The 18,104-nt window shown below is 71.0% G+C and carries 15 protein-coding genes; 10 read left to right on the top strand and 5 right to left on the bottom strand.

Annotated elements, in window-relative coordinates; translation table 11 throughout:
- Positions 1 to 86: 86 nt before the first annotated feature.
- The 3 genes from MJ607_RS07575 to MJ607_RS07565 all read right to left on the bottom strand — a co-directional run bounded on the left by MJ607_RS07575 (position 87) and on the right by MJ607_RS07565 (position 3,620).
- A complete protein-coding gene (locus tag MJ607_RS07575) occupies positions 87 to 743 on the bottom strand; it encodes a pentapeptide repeat-containing protein (protein WP_243074958.1) in 657 nt (218 codons plus the stop codon).
- On the bottom strand, positions 744 to 2,057 hold the full coding sequence (locus tag MJ607_RS07570; RefSeq protein ID WP_374238036.1) for an MFS transporter: 1,314 nt from the start codon (positions 2,055 to 2,057) through the stop codon (positions 744 to 746).
- 84 nt (positions 2,058 to 2,141) lie between these two features.
- Positions 2,142 to 3,620 carry a GH1 family beta-glucosidase gene (locus MJ607_RS07565; RefSeq protein ID WP_243074956.1) on the bottom strand — a complete coding sequence of 493 codons (1,479 nt, stop codon included), beginning with the start codon at positions 3,618 to 3,620 and terminating at the stop codon, positions 2,142 to 2,144.
- A gap of 303 nt (positions 3,621 to 3,923) precedes the next feature.
- Between MJ607_RS07565 and ileS the strand changes: the two genes are divergently transcribed.
- Genes ileS through ndk form a run of 4 tightly spaced genes read left to right on the top strand, consistent with a single transcriptional unit; the run spans position 3,924 to position 9,514 of the window.
- Positions 3,924 to 7,337 (top strand): isoleucine--tRNA ligase, encoded by a 3,414-nt coding sequence (gene ileS / locus MJ607_RS07560; protein ID WP_243074955.1) that lies wholly within the window; start codon positions 3,924 to 3,926, stop codon positions 7,335 to 7,337.
- On the top strand, positions 7,334 to 8,686 hold the full coding sequence (locus MJ607_RS07555; protein ID WP_243074954.1) for a folylpolyglutamate synthase/dihydrofolate synthase family protein: 1,353 nt from the start codon (positions 7,334 to 7,336) through the stop codon (positions 8,684 to 8,686). The genes ileS and MJ607_RS07555 overlap by 4 nt, the downstream gene beginning before the upstream one ends.
- A complete protein-coding gene (locus MJ607_RS07550) occupies positions 8,674 to 9,099 on the top strand; it encodes a DUF4233 domain-containing protein (RefSeq protein WP_243074953.1) in 426 nt (141 codons plus the stop codon). Before MJ607_RS07555 ends, MJ607_RS07550 begins: the two co-directional genes overlap by 13 nt.
- Before the next feature lies 1 nt (position 9,100).
- Entirely contained in the window at positions 9,101 to 9,514 is a 414-nt protein-coding gene (gene ndk / locus MJ607_RS07545) for a nucleoside-diphosphate kinase (protein WP_243074952.1), read from the top strand.
- Positions 9,515 to 9,648: 134 nt separating this feature from the next.
- On the opposite strand, the gene MJ607_RS07540 is transcribed toward ndk, so the two are convergent.
- Positions 9,649 to 10,251 carry a vitamin K epoxide reductase family protein gene (locus tag MJ607_RS07540; RefSeq protein WP_243074951.1) on the bottom strand — a complete coding sequence of 201 codons (603 nt, stop codon included), beginning with the start codon at positions 10,249 to 10,251 and terminating at the stop codon, positions 9,649 to 9,651.
- Positions 10,252 to 10,557: 306 nt separating this feature from the next.
- Between MJ607_RS07540 and MJ607_RS07535 the strand changes: the two genes are divergently transcribed.
- Positions 10,558 to 13,167: an Rne/Rng family ribonuclease gene (locus tag MJ607_RS07535; protein WP_243074950.1), complete on the top strand. Its 2,610-nt coding sequence runs from the start codon at positions 10,558 to 10,560 to the stop codon at positions 13,165 to 13,167.
- Between the two features lie 78 nt (positions 13,168 to 13,245).
- On the opposite strand, the gene MJ607_RS07530 is transcribed toward MJ607_RS07535, so the two are convergent.
- Positions 13,246 to 13,518: a DUF4031 domain-containing protein gene (locus tag MJ607_RS07530; RefSeq protein ID WP_243074949.1), complete on the bottom strand. Its 273-nt coding sequence runs from the start codon at positions 13,516 to 13,518 to the stop codon at positions 13,246 to 13,248.
- 215 nt (positions 13,519 to 13,733) lie between these two features.
- On the opposite strand from MJ607_RS07530, the gene rplU reads away from it, so the two are divergent.
- From rplU to MJ607_RS07505, 5 genes are all read left to right on the top strand, one after another.
- On the top strand, positions 13,734 to 14,042 hold the full coding sequence (rplU, locus tag MJ607_RS07525; RefSeq protein WP_243074948.1) for a 50S ribosomal protein L21: 309 nt from the start codon (positions 13,734 to 13,736) through the stop codon (positions 14,040 to 14,042).
- 19 nt (positions 14,043 to 14,061) lie between these two features.
- A complete protein-coding gene (gene rpmA, locus MJ607_RS07520; protein ID WP_243074947.1) occupies positions 14,062 to 14,325 on the top strand; it encodes a 50S ribosomal protein L27 in 264 nt (87 codons plus the stop codon).
- A 124-nt stretch (positions 14,326 to 14,449) separates the two neighbouring features.
- Positions 14,450 to 15,958 (top strand): GTPase ObgE, encoded by a 1,509-nt coding sequence (gene obgE, locus MJ607_RS07515; protein ID WP_243074946.1) that lies wholly within the window; start codon positions 14,450 to 14,452, stop codon positions 15,956 to 15,958.
- Positions 15,955 to 16,803: a glutamate 5-kinase gene (proB, locus tag MJ607_RS07510; RefSeq protein ID WP_243074945.1), complete on the top strand. Its 849-nt coding sequence runs from the start codon at positions 15,955 to 15,957 to the stop codon at positions 16,801 to 16,803. The genes obgE and proB overlap by 4 nt, the downstream gene beginning before the upstream one ends.
- A gap of 4 nt (positions 16,804 to 16,807) precedes the next feature.
- The gene (locus MJ607_RS07505; protein WP_243074944.1) at positions 16,808 to 18,067 is read left to right on the top strand and encodes a glutamate-5-semialdehyde dehydrogenase; all 1,260 of its coding nucleotides are present in this window, start codon (positions 16,808 to 16,810) and stop codon (positions 18,065 to 18,067) included.
- Positions 18,068 to 18,104: the final 37 nt, after the last annotated feature.

The raw sequence follows: 18,104 nt of genomic DNA, 5'->3' as shown, positions 1-18,104 counted from the left end.
CAGGCGATTCTACCGGCCGGGCCTGGGGGTCGCTCTCAGCCGCGGCATCCGTTCCTCCGCTCGCCGGGGCCCGCGGAGCGAGGCGCTCAGTCCTGGACGTCGATGCCGAGCGCGCGAGCGAGAGGGACCGCGAGGGACTCGACCTGCCGCTCCGAGAGCGTCGCGCCGCGCAGCGACTCGGGGCTCGTGAGGGCGAGGGCGTCGAGGCCTCGCAGGTCGACGTGCTCGGCCCGCAGCCCATCGGTCGCGACCTCGTCGGCCCGCGAATCCACGAACGCGACGCGCGAGAGCGTCGCGAGAGGCAGGTCGACCGTGCCGATCGAGCAGTCCGCGACGATGACGTCCGACGCGTTCGCCCCGCGCAGCGACAGGTAGTCGATGCGGACGCCGCGCAGCGCGACCCCGGTCAGCTCCGCGCTGCTCAGGTCGAGGGTGCCGATCCGCCCGCCCGTCACGCGCACGGTGCGCCAGCGCCCGTTCCGCGCGATGAACTCCGTCGCGCGCAGGTCGATGACGTCGACGTCGGTGAGCGTCGCACCCGTCAGATCGAGGCGTGAGACGGATGCCCCGTCCACGGTGCACTCCGTGAGGCGGGCGTGCGCGGCATCCACTTCGTCCGTCAGATCGCGGATGCGGGCGCCCTCGAGGTCCGCGCGCCTCCCGACGCCCGAGACGCTCTCGAGCGTGCGCGGCAGGTCGGGCGGTGAGATGCGCGGCGGCAGCGGTCCGCGGGGGCGGGGCACTCAGCCCTCCTCGGGCTCCGGGCGGCGCCGGGCGGCGGCCCACGCGGAGACGAGCGTGATGGCCGAGAGCACGACGAGCACGACCCCGGGATGCCACCACGCGAAGTCCGTGGAGGTGCCGAGCTCGAACGTCACGAGCGGCACGAAGCCGCTCACGGTCGCCGCGATCGCGTACGCGATCGAGAGCGCGGAGTAGCGGAAGTGGTCGGGGAAGAGGTCGTTCATGAGACCGCCGAGCGCGGCCCACGACATCGTCGGAAGGATGCCGCCGATGATCATGGTCGCGATGAGGATCGGGAACGTCGCGAACTGGAGCAGCCAGTACATCGGGAACGCGATGAGGAGGGTGCCGAGCGCGCCCCACGCGACGACCTTGGCGGAGCCGATGCGCGTCGCCCATCGGCCGAAGAGCGGGATCGTCACGAGCTGCAGCAGCGCTCCGATCGTGGTCGCGATCAGCAGCGACTGGAAGCTGAAGCCCAGCTGCTCCGCCCCGTAGTTGATCGTGTACGTGTTCATGAGCGAGTACGAGCCGATGCCGAGCAGCGCCGCGCCGATCGCGATCGCGACGGCGGCGGGACGCTGCGCGAACATCGTGACGAACGGGATGCGGTCGCGACGGCCTTCCGCCACGACGTGCTCGAAGACGGGCGTCTCGTCGATCGACCAGCGCAGGTACAGCGACACGAGCAGGAGCGGGAAGGCGAGCAGGAACGGGATGCGCCAGCCCCACGCGGCGAGTTCCTCGGCGGGCAGGACGACCGTCATGACGATGAAGACGGTGGCCGAGAGGATCGAGCCGACGGGGGAGCCGAGCTGGGGGATCGCGGCGTAGAACGCGCGTTTGACGGGACCGGAGTGCTCGGTCGCGAGGAGGATGGAGCCGCCCCACTCGCCGCCGAGTGAGAGACCCTGCGCGATGCGCAGGACGATCAGCAGGACGGCGCCGATCCAGCCGGCCTGGTCGTACGTCGGCAGCACGCCGATGAGCCCTGTCGCCACGCCCATGATGCCGACGGTCCACAGGAGCGTCGCGCGTCGGCCGAGCCGGTCGCCCATGTGCCCGAAGATCGCGGCGCCGATCGGCCGCACGACGAACGCGAGCGCGATGGTCGAGAACGCCGCGAACGTCTTGCCGACGTCGCCGAGCGGGTCGAAGAACAGCGGCCCGACGAAGAACGCCGCGAAGTAGGCGAAGACGTAGAAGTCGAACGACTCGAGCGACGTGCCGACCATCGACGCCCAGGCGACGCGGCGGGCGGGGGAGGCGGTGGGCTGGGGTGCCGGAGCGGGTGGAGCGGTGGTCACGGGCATCCATCCTGCCACCGTTCCAGGGTTGCTGGATCGGGTCCAGCAACCTCGCTCACACCCCGGTGACGGCGCTCAGGGCCGCGCCGCTCACGTCGCGGCGACCGCGTTCGCCTCGATGACGCCCGCGTACCACTCGGCGCTCCGCTTCGGGGTGCGCTCTTGCGTCTCGAAGTCGACCGCGATGATGCCCCAGCGCTGCCGGTACCCCTCGGCCCATTCGAAGTTGTCCAGGAGCGACCACACGTAGTACGCCTCGAGCGGTGCTCCGTCCCAGATCGCGCGCGCGGCCTGCTGGAAATGCGTGCGGAAGAAGTCGATGCGGTGCGGATCGTCGACGGTCAGCTCGGGAGTCGGGTCCGGGATGCCGTTCTCGGTGATGAGGAGCGGGATCGCGGGGTAGTCCCGCACGAGGCGCAGGAGCAGGTCGTAGAGGCCTTCGGCGCGGATCTGCTGCCACCTCGCCGCCGAGGTCGGTGCGACCGAGCCCTCGGCGCCCGTCGCGTCGACGCCGGTCACGCCGTAGTACTGCACGGCGAGGAAGTCCGTCGGCTCGGAGATCGTCTCGAGGTCGCCGTCCTCCTGCAGAAGCATGAACGCGGCGGGCCGCGCGGGGATCTGGCCGGGCAGCCCTCCGATCGCCTCGTCGGGGTACGTGCCCCGCAGGACGGGGTCGAGGAAGAACCTGTTCTCGCGCGCGTCCACGCGCTCGAGCCCCTCGGTCTCCTGCGCGAGCGGATAGGCCGAGACGAGGTTGAGCGCGATGCCGATGCGCCCCTTCGCGCGGCTCTCGCGGAAGCGCTGCACCGCGAGGCCGTGCCCGAGCAGCTGATGGTGGACGGCGGCGACGGCGAGGTCGGGGTTGCGCAGGCCCGGCGCGTGACTGCCGTACCAGTGGCCGACGTACGCATGCGTCTTCGGCTCGTTGAGCGTCATCCAGTCGGCCTCGACATCACCGAGCGCGTCGAAGCAGATCTCGGCGTAGTCCGCGAAGCGGAGGGCCGTGTCGCGCTTCGCCCAGCCGCCGACGTCCTGGAGGGCCTGGGGGAGGTCCCAGTGGAAGAGCGTGATCGCGGGCCGGATGCCCTTGTCGAGCAGGGTGTCGACGACGCGGCGGTAGTGGTCGAGCGCCGCGAGGTTGACGGCGCCCGAGCCCGACGGCTGGATGCGCGACCACGAGAGCGAGAACCGGTACGCGCCGAGGCCGAGGCCCGCCATGAGATCGATGTCGTCCGCGTAGCGCACGTACTGGTCGGCCGCGGGATCGCCCGTCGAACCGTCCCGGATCGCTCGGGGCTTCGCCGCGAAGGTGTCCCACACGGAGGGCGCGCGGCCGTCCGCTGAGACCGAGCCCTCGACCTGGTACGCGCTCGTCGCGGCTCCCCACACGAAGCCCTTCGGGAAGACGATCGGCTCGGCGGGCGGTGCCCAGGATCCGGATGCCGTCGGCACAGGCGCCGCGGAACCGCCGCCGGGCGCGCAGGCGGCGAGAGCCGCGGCGAGGGCGCCGCCGCCCGCGAGTGCGAACAGGGCGCGGCGGCTGAAGGTCGCGGGCAGGCCGGTGGGCATGTCTTCGAGCATGTCTCCCTCTCGCGTGGGAGCGCTCCCACGTTGGACAGTCGAGAGGATATCGGATGCGGGGCCGGTACAATCGACGGACAGACGCCGATCCGGCCATCACCGGGGAGTCTTCGGAAGAACGATCTCGTTCCCTCAGGCACACGCGCGGGGACCGGGGTTCATTAGAACCGAACGGGGCAGGCCCGTGACAGCCGCAGTGAAAGAGGGCCCGCAGGGCCAATGCAGGGTGGTACCGCGGTCCGCGAGGGTCGTCCCGGCGCACGCCGATGAGACGAGCCAAACGAGAGACCGATGACCTATCCTCTGCAGTCCGCGTTCGGACCCGCCGCCGACCTTCCCACGGGCTCGGCCCACGTCGCCGCGCCGCCCGCGGCCGTGACCCCGAGCCCCCGCTTCCCCGACCTCGAGCGCGAGACTCTCGCGTTCTGGGAGCAGGATGACACCTTCCGCGCCTCGATCGCGAACCGCGACGGCGCCGAGGAGTGGGTCTTCTATGACGGCCCGCCGTTCGCCAACGGCCTGCCCCACTACGGGCACCTCCTGACGGGCTACGCCAAGGACCTCTTCCCGCGCTTCCAGACGATGCGCGGCAAGAAGGTCGACCGCGTCTTCGGCTGGGACACGCACGGCCTCCCGGCGGAGCTCGAGGCGATGAAGCAGCTCGGCATCACCGAGAAGGACGAGATCGAGGCGATGGGCGTCGCGACCTTCAACGCGAAGGCGCGCGAGTCCGTGCTCGAGTACACGCAGCAGTGGCAGGACTACGTCACCCGCCAGGCGCGCTGGGTCGACTTCGAGCGCGGGTACAAGACGCTCGACACGGGCTACATGGAGTCGGTCCTGTGGGCGTTCAAGACCCTCCACGACAAGGGTCTCGCGTACGAGGGACACCGCGTGCTGCCTTACTGCTGGCGCGACGAGACGCCCCTCTCGACGCACGAGCTGCGCATGGACGACGACGTCTACAAGATGCGGCAGGACCCGTCGGTCACCGTGACCTTCCCGCTCGTCGGCGCCAAGGCCGAGAGCCTCGGCCTCACGGGCGTGCGCGCCCTCGCGTGGACGACGACGCCCTGGACGCTCCCGACGAACTTCGCGCTCGCCGTGGGTCCCGGCATCCGCTATGCCGTCCTGCCCGGTGGTCCTGCCGGCGCCGCCGATGTGCACCACTCGCCCGACGGACGCGGAGACGACCCCGTCGAGGCCACGGCGCACCGCTACCTGCTGGCCGAGGATCTGCTCGCGGGCTACGCGAAAGACCTGGGCTACGAGTCGATCGACGACGCGAAGGCGGCTGTCGAGCAGGTCGTCGTGGGCGCCGACCTCCAGGACGTGCACTACGACCGCCTGTTCGACTACTACGCGGATGCCGCGGCGTGGGGCACCGAGGGCGCCTGGCGCATCCTCGTGGACGACTACGTCACGACGAGCGACGGCACGGGCATCGTGCATCAGGCTCCCGCATACGGCGAGGACGACCAGCGGGTGACGGAGGCCGCCGGCATCCCGCTCATCATGAGCCTCGACGACGGCGGACGCTTCCTGCCGCAGGTGACGGATGTCGCCGGCGAGCTGTGGATGGACGCCAACACGCCGCTCGTCCGGCTGATCCGCCATGCCGGCCGTCTCGTGCGTCTCGCGAGCTACGAGCACTCGTACCCGCACTGCTGGCGGTGCCGGAACCCCCTCATCTACAAGGCCGTCTCGAGCTGGTTCGTCCGCGTGACCGACATCAAGGATCGGCTCATCGCGAACAACGAGCAGATCACGTGGGTGCCTGAGAACGTCAAGCACGGGCAGTTCGGCAAGTGGCTTGAGGGCGCGCGCGACTGGTCGATCAGCCGCAACCGCTACTGGGGCTCGCCGATCCCGGTGTGGAAGAGCGACGATCCCGCCTTCCCCCGCGTCGACGTGTACGGCTCGCTCGAGGCCATCGAGCGGGACTTCGGGCGCCTCCCGCTCAACGCGGAGGGCGAGGTCGACCTGCACAGGCCCTTCATCGACGACCTGACGCGCCCCAACCCCGACGACCCGTCGGGGCAGAGCACGATGCGCCGCATCGAGGACGTCCTGGACGTCTGGTTCGACTCGGCCTCGATGCCCTACGCGCAGGTGCACTACCCGTTCGAGAACCACGAGTGGTTCGACGACCACGCGCCGGCGGACTTCATCGTCGAGTACATCGGCCAGACGCGCGGCTGGTTCTACGTCATGCACGTCCTGTCGACGGCGCTCTTCGACCGCCCCGCGTTCACGGGCGTCTCGTGCCACGGCATCGTGCTCGGCAGCGACGGCCAGAAGATGTCGAAGTCGCTGCGCAACTACCCCGACGTGAGCGAGGTCTTCGACCGCGACGGCTCCGACGCGATGCGCTGGTTCCTCATGTCGAGCTCCGTGCTGCGCGGCGGCAACCTCGTCGTGACCGAGGAGGGCATCCGCGCGGGGGTGCGAGAGTTCCTCCTGCCGCTGTGGAACACGTGGTACTTCTTCTCGACGTACGCCAACGCGGCGGGCGGTGCGGGCGGCGACGGGTACGAGGCGCAGTGGCGCACGGACTCGACGAACGTGCTCGACCGGTACATCCTCGCGCTCACGGGTGACCTCGTGCGCGACGTCGCGGCCGACCTCGAGGCGCTCGACTCGACGATGGCGGCGGCGAAGCTCCGCGACTTCGCCGAGGCGCTCACGAACTGGTACATCCGGCGCTCGCGCGACCGCTTCTGGCTCGGCGTGAACGACGAGCCCCGGAGCCGTGAGGCGTTCGACACGCTCTACACGGTCCTCGAGACGCTCACCCGCGTCGCGGCGCCGCTCATCCCGCTCGTCTCCGAGCGGGTGTGGCAGGGGCTCACGGGCGGGCGCAGCGTGCACCTGCAGGATTGGCCGGATGCCGCAGCCTTCCCCGGCGCGGACGACATCCGTGACGCGATGGACGCCGTGCGCGAAGCTTCGAGCGTCGCGAACGCCCTCCGCAAGCGGGAAGGCCGCCGCGTGCGCCTGCCGCTCTCGACGCTCACCGTCGCGGTTCCGGATGCCGCATCCCTCGCCCAGTTCGAGGGGATCCTGCGCGACGAGCTCAACGTCAAGGCTGTCGAGCTCGTCGAGCTCGGCGACGACGTGTCGGAGCGCTACGGCATCAGCAAGCGCCTGACCGTCAACGCGCGCGCCGCGGGCCCTCGCCTCGGCAAGCAGGTGCAGCACGTCATCGCAGGCGCGAAGGCGGGCGTCTGGGAGGAGGTCGACGGCGCGGTGGTCGTCGACGGCATCGCCCTCGAGCCCGCAGAGTACGAGCTCACGCTCGAGGCGGGCGGCGTCGCCGAGGGCACCGCGATCGCCCTGCTCGCCGGAGAGGGATTCGTGCTGCTGGATACCACGACGACCCCCGAGCTCGAGGCCGAGGGTCTGGCCCGCGACGTCATCCGCGCCGTGCAGGACACCCGCAAGGCCGCCGGGTTCGAGGTCAGCGACCGCATCCGCCTGCAGCTCGCCTTCGACGAGATCGACGACCGTGTCGCGGTGGAGTCGGCGTTCGAGACGGCGGATGTCGCGGGCGAGACGCTCGCGCTCGAGCACTCGTTCTACGGCCCGCGCGGCAGCCGTCCCGCCCAGCCGGTGCCCGACCACGTCGGCGAGTTCGCGAAGGGCACGTTCGCCAACAGGGGCGACTTCACCGTCGCCGTCACGAAGGTCGAGGCATCCGCATGAGCGATCGCAGTCGCGCCGACGCCGTCTATGCGGCCCTGCTCGAGCGGCAGGGCGAGCGCTGGGTGCAGCCCCGCGTCGAGCGCACGCGCCGCGTGCTCGAGCTGCTGGACGACCCGCAGCGCACGTACCGTGTCGTCCACGTGACGGGCACGAACGGCAAGACCTCGACGAGCCGCATGATCGAGAGCATCGTGCGGGCGCACGGTCTTCGCACGGGCCTGTTCACGAGCCCGCACCTGGAGCGCTTCACGGAGCGTGTCATGGTCGACGGCGAGCCGATCGCCGACGCCGCGATCGCCGACGCGTGGGACGAGGTCTCGCCCTTCGTCGACCTCGTCGACGCCGAGCTCGAGGCCGCGGGCGACGCGCCGCTGACGTTCTTCGAGCTGCTGACGGTGCTCGCCTTCGTCGCGTTCGCCGATGCGCCCGTCGACGTCGCCGTCATCGAGGTCGGGATGGGCGGCTCGTGGGACTCGACGAACACCGCCGACGGCGACGTCGCGGTCATCGCGCCGATCGACCTCGACCACGCTGACCGCCTGGGTGAGACGATCGGCGAGATCGCCTCGGTCAAGGCCGGCATCATCAAGGACGGCGCGGCCGTCGTGTCGGCGCGTCAGGACCCCGCCGCCGAGGTCGTCCTGCGGGATGCCGCCGCCGCGCGGGGTGCGTCGATCGCCTTCGAGGGCGCCGACTTCGCGCTCGCACAGGGCCGGCTCGCCGTGGGCGGGCAGGTGATCACGGTGCGCGGCCTCGCGGGCGTCTACGAGGACGAGTACCTCCCGCTCTACGGCGAGCACCAGGGCTTCAACGCGGCGCTCGCGATCGCCGCCGTCGAATCCCTCGTGGGGGGCGCCTCGCAGCCGATCGCGGGCGACATCCTCGCCGAGGGGCTCGCCGAGACGTCGTCCCCCGGTCGCCTGCAGCTCGTGGGCGCAGCGCCCACGGTGCTCGTCGACGCGGCGCACAATCCGCACGGCGCGCGCGCCCTCGCGACGGCGCTTCAGGGATCGTTCGACTTCGACGAGTGGGGCGTCGTGCTCGGCATCCTGGCAGACAAGGATGCCGCGGGCATCGTCGCCGCCCTCGCGCCGATCGCCGCACACGTGTTCGCGACGGCCCCGGAGTCGGACCGCGCGAACGACGCCGAGCGCATCGCGGATCTCGCGGAGCTCGCCGAGCTCCCCGTGACGGTGCACCGCGACGTCGCCGACGCCGCGGAGGCCGCGCGCGAATGGGCCGCCGCCTCAGACCGTCGGGCCGTCGTCATCGCGGGCTCGGTCGTCCTGGCCGGCGAAGCACTCGCCCTCGCGGCGGCGGAGGACTGGAAGGCGGGGTGGCAGTCGTGACGGCTCCCGCCGCGCAGCGTCCGAGCCGCCCGCGCCGCGCGCGCGGAGCCGCCGAGTCGCTCGGCTCGATCGTCCTCGTCTTCGAGTCGGTCGTCGTCTTCCTCGGCGGACTCACGGTGTACGGCCTCAAGGCGCTTCCGGCCGACATCGAGCCGTGGTGGGGGATCGTCGCAGGCACCGTGCTCGCGGCGCTCATGGTCGTGACCGCGGGGCTGCTGCGCCACCGGTGGGCGATCGCCTTCGGCTGGTTCCTTCAGCTGCTCCTCGTGCTCGGCGCGATCGTGCTGCCGGCGCTCGCGATCGTCGGCCTGATTTTCGGTGCGATGTGGGCGTATGCCACGATCAAGGGGGCGTCGCTCGACCGACGCAACGCCCGATTGGCCGCCGAGGCCGAGAACCCGAACGGAGACTGATATGGCCACCGAAGAGACGCTCGTACTCGTCAAGCCGGACGGCGTGGCCCGCGGCCTCACGGGCGCGATCCTCGCCCGCATCGAGGCGAAGGGCTATTCGCTCGTCGACATCAAGCTCGTCGAGCCCGACCGCGAGACTCTCGAGAAGCACTACGCCGAGCACGAGGGCAAGCCGTTCTACGAGCCGCTCCTCGAGTTCATGCTCTCGGGCCCCTCCGTCGCGATCCGCCTCGCGGGCAACCGCGTCATCGAGGGCTTCCGCTCGCTCGCCGGCACGACCGATCCCACCACGGCCGCCCCCGGCACCATCCGCGGCGATCTCGGCCGGGACTGGGGCCTCAAGGTGCAGCAGAACCTCGTGCACGGCTCGGACTCGGTCGAGTCGGCTCAGCGCGAGCTGAGCATCTGGTTTTGACAGGAGCCGGATCATCGCGGGCGAAGCCCGCGTTGATCCGGCTGCCCGTTGAGGCTGAGTAGGCCGCGCGAAGCGCGCCCGCATCGAAACCTCTCGAGCCGCCGCCGCACGCGGGCCGACAGCGTCACGGCGCGTCAGAACAGGGCGCCCAGGACGTCGAGGCGCACCTGCGCCATGATCGCGATGAGCGCGTAGCTCGCGACCGTGAGCAGCGGCACCCATCCCATGAGCTTCTCGGCGCCGCGCCGTACGCCGGAGGATGCCGGCACGATGCCTGCGCGGAAGAGATGGATCGTCACGACGTAGAAGGTCGGGATGGTCACGGCCCACGTCACCATGCACCACGGGCACAGCGTGCCGAGCACGAAGATGCTCTGCGTGATGAGCCAGCAGACGAACGCGAACGCGAACGCGATGCCGGCCCAGAAGCACACCCAGAACCACCGTGCGAAGCGGGCACCCGCGAGGATCGCGACACCCACGACGATCGGCGCCACCCACCCCGTGAGTCCGAGGATCGGATTGGGGAACCCGAACACGCTGCCCTGCCAGGAGTCGAGGTTCTTCGAGCACTGCACGAGCGGACTGAAGTCGCACGACGCGGCCTCGCCGGGGTTCGCGAGCGCATGGAACTTCTCCATCGTCAGCGAGAAGGCGGCCCACCATCCGATGACTCCGGCGATCACGAGCCAGACGGCCATGACCGTGGGGGCGGTGCGCGAGGTGGGCTGAGCCATGCCACGGATTATGACACCGCGGGCATACAGGATGCCGTCTCCGCGCCGCCTCGAATCGCCGCCGGTTCACTCGTCCGCGCAATCGCAGGCGGAAAGTGCGATAATGGATGCCGATGCTCAGCGGCCGCGCCGCTCCCGCATCACACAGAAGACTTCAGGGCGACGAACGCCCTGCGCAGCGCGAGACCCCGCCGGGTACGCCGGGTTCCGCTGCAGACCGAGTGAGTTCGCGGCACCGCAGGTGCGGCGCCGCACGAGATTTCGCCGGGTGACGCGCGGTGTCGCCCCGCAGGGAGTACGCCGGTGATGGCAGATGAGAACAACGCCCCTTTCGATCCCCAGCCCGAGAACGAACACGCGCTGACGCACGACGCGTCGGAGCAGGCGCGTGAAGAGCTCGAGGCGACGATCGAATCCGTCGAGGCTGTAGAGGGCGAGGGCGGCGCCGAGCCGCCCGCAGCCTCCGCAGAGCCCGCTCCGTCGGCTGAGGCCGACGGGATCGGCTCGCAGGACGAGCCGGCTTCGGGCGACCGTGCCGAGGCCGGGACTGCCGAAGTGGCAGACGAGCCCGAGGCCGCGCAGGCCGAGGCTGCGGAGGCGGAATCGACGCCCGAGCCCGAGGTCGAGTCGGCCCCCGAGGCGGAGTCGGCACCCGAGTCCGAGTCGGCACCCGAGGCCGAGTCGGCGCCCGATGCGCCTGCCGAGCCGGAGGCCCCGGCCGAGACGGCGGAGGAGTCGGAGCCCGAGGCGCCTGCCGAGCCCGAGGCCGCCTCCGAGCCGGAGGCCCCGGCCGAGACGGCGGGGGAGTCGGAGCCCGAAGCCCCGGCCGACCCCGAGCCGACCGAGGCGCAGCCGCTCACCGCGGTGAGCCTCGGACTGCTGCCCGAGGTCTTCGTGTCGGCCGTGTCGACGCAGCTGCAGTTCTACGCGCCCGAGATCCTGCCGCTTCCGGCGCGTCCGGGCTCGACCCAGCGGCCCGCACCCGTCGAAGACACGTCGTCCGCGGCAGTCCGTCGACGCGGCCGCCGCCGCGGCGGCGAGCCGCGCGAAGAGGCATCCGAGCCCTCGACCAGCGCTCCTGCCGAGCAGACTCGGCCTGCGCACCCGCGTCAGCGCGCCGTCGAGCTCATCACGGAGCCGCAGCGCATCAAGGGCTCCACGCGTCTCGAGGCCAAGAAGCAGCGCCGTCGCGACGGTCGCGAGGCGGGGCGTCGCCGCGCCGTCGTGACCGAGGCGGAGTTCCTCGCCCGTCGCGAGGCCGTCGACCGCGAGATGATCGTGCGCTCGAAGTACGGGCGCATCCAGATCGCCGTCCTCGAGGACAACGTGCTCGTCGAGCACTACGTCGCCCGCAACCAGGACGCGTCGCTCATCGGCAACGTGTACCTCGGCCGCGTGCAGAACGTCCTGCCGAGCATGGAGGCGGCCTTCGTCGACATCGGCCGCGGCCGCAACGCCGTGCTGTACTCGGGCGAGGTCGACTGGGACGCCGTCGAGACCGGCAACCAGCCCCGCCGCATCGAGCTCGCACTCAAGTCGGGCGACCGCGTCCTCGTGCAGGTCACGAAGGACCCCGTCGGCCACAAGGGCGCGCGTCTCACGAGCCAGATCTCGCTTCCGGGCCGGTACCTCGTGTACGTGCCCGGCGGCGCGATGAACGGCATCTCGCGCAAGCTCCCCGACACCGAGCGGGCGCGCCTCAAGCGCATCCTCAAGGAGGTGCTGCCCGAGTCCTCGGGCGTCATCGTCCGCACGGCGGCCGAAGGTGCGACTGAAGACCAGCTGACCCTCGACGTGCAGCGCCTCACGAACCAGTGGGAGCACATCAGCACGCAGGTGCAGTCGATCCAGGCTCCCGCGCTGCTGCACTCCGAGCCCGATCTGCTCGTCAAGATCGTGCGCGACGTCTTCAACGAGGACTTCACGCGGATGCTCATCCAGGGCGATGAGGCGCACCACACGATCTCGAATTACCTTGCGAGCGTCGCTCCCGACCTGCTCGAGCGCGTCGTGCGCCACGAGGGCGACGGCGACCCGTTCGACGAGTTCCGCGTCTCGGAGCAGATCGAGAAGGCCCTCGACCGCAAGGTCTGGCTGCCGTCGGGCGGATCGCTCGTCATCGACCGCACCGAGGCCATGACCGTCGTCGACGTCAACACCGGCAAGTTCGTCGGCTCGGGCGGAAACCTCGAAGAGACCGTCACGAAGAACAACCTCGAGGCCGCCGAAGAGATCGTCCGCCAGCTGCGCCTGCGCGACATCGGCGGCATCATCGTGGTCGACTTCATCGATATGGTCCTCGAGTCCAATCGCGACCTCGTGCTGCGCCGACTCGTCGAGTGCCTGAGCCGCGACCGCACGAAGCACCAGGTCGCCGAGGTCACGTCGCTCGGACTCGTGCAGATGACGCGCAAGAAGCTCGGCCTCGGCCTGCTCGAGACCTTCAGCGAGGCGTGCGACGTGTGCGCCGGGCGCGGCGTCATCGTGCACCACGACCCCGTCGTGAAGCACCGCGCGCCGAGCACGAGCGTCCAGTCTGGCCGCCGGCCGCAGCGCGCGGGTGCCTCGACGAGCCCTGCGACCGGGACGCACACCATCACGGAAGGCGTGAAGTCGGCGCTCGCGCAGATCGCGGCATCCACTATCCACCATCACGAGGACGCGCCCGTCGAGGTCCCCGCAGAGGCCGTCGCTCCCGCAGCGGCCCCGGCGGAGGCCGCGGCCGAGCGCCCCAAGAAGCCCCGCAAGAAGCGCGGCGAGGCCTCCCGGCCTCGCACCGAGAAGGACGTCCTGCTGGACTCCGTCCTCAACGCGCTGCCCGAGCCGAAGGCTCCGGGTCAGGGTCGTTCGCGGCGACGCGTCACGACGGCGGCCCTCACGGGCACGCCCGTGCCGCACCTTCCCACGCAGGACTGACACCGGCGGGCGCCCTCCGCACTCGCGGAGAGGCGCCCTCCGGCCTGTTCAGGCCGTTTCGTTCTCAGGGCGAGCGGGTCAGAGCCCGCGCCGCTCGCGCGCCGTCACGCGCAGTCCCGACGCGATGAGCGACCGTACGAGCGTGTGGCCGTCGACATGCCGCGCACCGGCCGCCACGAGGCGCTCGTGGGCGTCCTCGGGCACGTCGTAGTGGTCGCGGTCGAACCCGCGGCGGGGGATCCCGTTCGCCTCCGCGAAGGCGTGCAGCTCATCGAGGTCGTGATCCGAGACGAGATGCGCCCACAGGCGCCCGTGGGCGGGCCACAGAGGATCGTCGATGAGGATCGTCACGAGCCGATCATATTGACGTGGGCCGCGACACGCCCCGCCTCGCTTTTGCGGGTTGTCCAGGCATCCGGTAAAGTAGTCCTTTGGTGCGCCGCGTTCTGCCGATTGTCGGTGGAAACCTCCGAGCGCGTCGCCTCCCGCGACGCCGAGCACCGCAGACTTCCCAGTCTCACGAAGACAATCCGGAGCCGTGCGCTCCCAGAAGAAACAGGTGTGAAGTGGTTTACGCAGTTGTGCGCGCCGGTGGCCGGCAGGAGAAGGTCTCGGTCGGCACGATCGTCGTCCTCGACCGCCAGGCGGCCAAGGTCGGCGACAAGATCGAGCTCCCCGCGGTGCTGCTCGTCGACGGTGACGCCGTCACGACCGACGCCGACAAGCTCGCCAAGGTCACCGTCACCGCCGAGGTCCTCGGCGAGGAGCGCGGCCCCAAGATCGTGATCCAGAAGTTCAAGAACAAGACCGGTTACAAGAAGCGCCAGGGGCACCGTCAGGACCTCACGCGCGTCAAGGTCACCGGCATCAAGTAAAGCCACAGGAGACGCAGAGATGGCACACAAAAAGGGCGCAAGCTCCACCCGCAACGGTCGTGACTCCAACGCTCAGCGCCTCGGCGTGAAGCGCTTCGGCGGCCAGAAGGTCCTCGCCGGCGAGATCCTCGTCCGCCAGCGCGGCACGCACTTCCACCCGGGCGCCGGTGTCGGCCGCGGTGGCGATGACACGCTGTTCGCCCTCGAGGCCGGCGCTGTCGAGTTCGGCACGAAGGGCGGCCGCAAGGTCGTCAACATCGTCGCGGTCGCGGCCGCGGAGTAATCTCCGCCGGCTCAGACCGGGCCTCGCAGACGTATCGCGGGGGGCGGGCTTCGGCTCGCCCCCCGCGTCGTCTGTTTCCCCCCTTTTCGCAGCACCTCACCGCCCAAAGACCCAGGAGAACACCATGGTCACCTTCGTCGACCGAGTGACGCTCCACCTGCGCGCAGGCAAGGGCGGCAACGGATGCGTCTCCGTCCGCCGGGAGAAGTTCAAGCCGCTCGCGGGACCGGACGGCGGCAACGGCGGGCACGGCGGCGACGTCATCCTCGTCGCGGACCCGCAGATCACGACACTGCTGTCGTACCACCACTCGCCGCACCGCCACGGGGGCAACGGCGGGTTCGGCATGGGCGACCACCGCTCCGGCGCGCTCGGCGAGAGCCTCGAGCTCCCCGTGCCGGTCGGCACCGTCGTGAAGGACCCCGACGGCGAGGTGCTCGTCGACCTCATCGAGCCCGGCATGCGGTTCGCCGCCGCGCCCGGCGGGATCGGCGGCCTCGGCAACGCCGCGCTGTCGTCGCAGAAGCGCAAGGCGCCCGGGTTCGCGCTGCTCGGCACGCCGGGCTGGGAGGGCGACGTCGTCCTCGAGCTCAAGACGGTCGCCGACGTCGCGCTCGTGGGCTTCCCCTCCGCGGGCAAGTCGAGCCTCATCGCCGCGATCTCGGCCGCGCGTCCCAAGATCGCCGACTACCCGTTCACGACGCTGCACCCCAACCTCGGCGTCGTGCAGGCGGGCGACATCCGCTTCACCGTCGCCGACGTCCCCGGGCTCATCGAGGGCGCGAGCGAGGGCAAGGGCCTCGGCCTCGAGTTCCTCCGCCACGTCGAGCGGTGCACGGCGCTCGTGCACGTCCTCGACTGCGCGACGCTCGAGCCCGGCCGCGACCCGCTCACCGACCTCGATGTGATCCTCGCCGAGCTCGCTGCCTACCCCGTTCCGGACGGGCAGACGCCGCTGCTCGAGCGCCCCCAGCTCGTCGCACTCAACAAGGTCGACGTGCCTGAGGGCCGCGACCTCGCCGACCTCGTGCGCCCCGACCTCGAAGCGCGCGGCTACCGCGTGTTCGAGATCTCGACCGTGAGCCACGAGGGCCTGCGTCCCCTCACCTTCGCCCTGGCCGACGTCGTCGCGCGTCACCGCGTCGAGACGGCGGCAGCACCCGCTCCCGAGCGCATCGTCATCCGCCCCAAGGGCGCCGAGGCGGACTTCCACGTCCGCGTCGAGGGTGGCTCGTACGGCCCGCTGTACCGGATCCTCGGCGAGAAGCCCGTCCGCTGGGTGCAGCAGACGGACTTCACGAACGACGAGGCCGTGGGCTACCTCGCCGACCGCCTCAACCGGCTCGGGGTCGAGGACGGGCTCTTCCGCGCGGGCGCCGTCCCGGGCGCGACGGTCGTCATCGGCGAGGGCGACGGCGTCATCTTCGATTGGGATCCCTCGCTCACGTCGACGGCCGAGCTCATCACGGCGCCGCGAGGCACGGATGCGCGACTGGACGCCTCCGGCCGGCGCACGTCGTCGGAGCGTCGTGAGAAGTACCACGAGCGCATGGACGCCAAGGCCGAAGCGCGCGCCGAGCTCGAGGCGGAGCGCGTCTCGGAGCAGGGCTGGGACGAGGAGCTCGACGCGTGACGGCACGCGATCGCGCTGGCCTGATCGGCGCGCGCCGCATCGTCGTGAAGGTCGGCTCGTCGTCGATCAGCGGTGAGAACGCCGACAAGATCCAGCCGATCGTCGAGGCGCTGGCCGCCGCGCACGCCCGCGGCACCGAGGTCGTCCTGGTGTCCTCCGGCGCCATCGCGACCGGCATGCCGTATCTGTCGCTCGCCGAGCGCCCGAGCGACCTCGCGACGCAGCAGGCGGCGGCGGCCGTCGGGCAGAACATCCTCATCTACCGCTACCAGGATTCGCTGCGGCCCTTCCATATCGTCGCGGGCCAGGTGCTGCTCACGGCGGGCGATCTCGAGAATCCGACGCACCGCTCCAACGCGCGACGCGCCATGGAGCGGCTCCTCGGCCTGAGAATCCTCCCCATCGTGAACGAGAACGACACGGTCGCGACGCACGAGATCCGTTTCGGCGACAACGACCGCCTCGCGGCGCTCGTCGCCGAGCTCATCGGCGCCGACGGTCTCGTGCTCCTGAGCGACATCGAGTGCCTCTACACGCGTCCGCCCGACCTGCCCGGCGCGCGTCCCATCGACCGCGTCCACTACGGCGACGACCTGCACGGCTTCGAGTTCGGCTCGGTCGTGGTCAACAGCGTGGGCACCGGCGGTGCCGCGACCAAGATCTCGGCCGCACGGCTGGCCGCGGCATCCGGTGTCGGCGTCCTCGTGACGAGCGCCGACCTCGTGGGCGCAGCCCTCTCGGGAGCCGAGATCGGCACGTGGTTCGACCCCAACCCGGAGCCGTCCGCGGCACCCCTGACGGGTCCCGTGCGCACGGCCGGGGTGGTCGCACCGCCGGTAGGCTGAGCGGATGACCACCACCGCGACGACGCCCCGCGAACGCATGCTGCTCGCAAAGGACGCGGCGCACTCGATCGGCCTGCTCGGCGATGCGCAGAAGCGCGACGCGCTGCTCGCGATCGCCGACGCGCTCGAGGTCGCTGCCCCCGAGGTCGTCGCCGCCAACGCCGACGACCTCGCGCGTGGCGCGGCGACGGGCCTCTCGGCGTCCCTCCAGGACCGCCTGCGCCTCGACGGACCGCGTGTCGCGGCCCTCGCGGCGGCGGTCCGCGAGATCGCCGCCCTTCCGGACCCCGTCGGCCGCGTGCTCGACGAGCGGACGCTGCCCAACGGCGTCTCGCTCACCAAGGTCGCGGTGCCGTTCGGCGTCGTGGGTTCGATCTACGAAGCGCGCCCCAACGTCACGGTCGACATCGCGGCGCTCGCCCTGCGGTCCGGGAACGCCGTCGTGCTGCGCGGCGGATCGGCGGCCGAGCACACCAACGCGGCGCTCGTGCGCGCCATGCGCGGCGCCCTCGCCGACCGCGGGGTCGACCCTGAGGCGATCCAGACCGTCGACGACTTCGGTCGCGACGGCGCGCGCGCGCTCATGCAGGCGCGCGGGATCGTCGACGTCCTCGTGCCGCGGGGGAGTGCGCAGCTCATCGAGACCGTCGTGACCGAGTCGTCGGTGCCCGTCATCGAGACCGGTGCGGGCGTCGTGCACATCGTGCTCGACGCATCCGCCCCCCTCGAGTGGGCGCGCGACATCGTCGTCAACGCCAAGGTCCAGCGTCCGAGCGTCTGCAACTCCGTCGAGACGGTGCTCGTGCACCGGGAAGCTGCGGACCGCCTCGTCGCGCCGGTCGTGGCCGCCTTGCAGGAGCGGGGCGTGACCGTCCATGGCGACACCGCTGTGGCAGGCCTCGCAGACGGCATCGTGGCGGCGACCGACGAGGACTGGGCGATCGAGCATCTCTCGCTCGATCTCTCGATGCGCGTCGTGGATGACCTCGACGACGCGCTGGCGCACATCCGGCGGTACTCGACGCACCACACCGAGTCGATCATCACGGAGGACGACGCGAACGCGGAGCGCTTCCTCGCCGAGGTCGACTCCGCCGTCGTCATGGTCAACACCTCGACGCGCTTCACCGACGGGGGAGAGTTCGGCTTCGGCGCCGAGGTCGGCATCTCGACGCAGAAGCTGCATGCTCGCGGCCCCATGGGGCTGTCCGAGCTGACCAGCACGAAGTGGCTCGCGCGCGGGTCCGGACAGGTGCGCGGCTGAGGTCCTAGACTGGTCCGAGCGCCCGTGACCGGGCGTG

Origin of the sequence: Microbacterium sp. SS28, assembly GCF_022761035.1 — a bacterium.
Lineage (GTDB): Bacteria > Actinomycetota > Actinomycetes > Actinomycetales > Microbacteriaceae > Microbacterium.
Note: the sequence above shows the minus strand (reverse complement) of the source record. Positions and strands in the feature narration are given on the sequence as shown.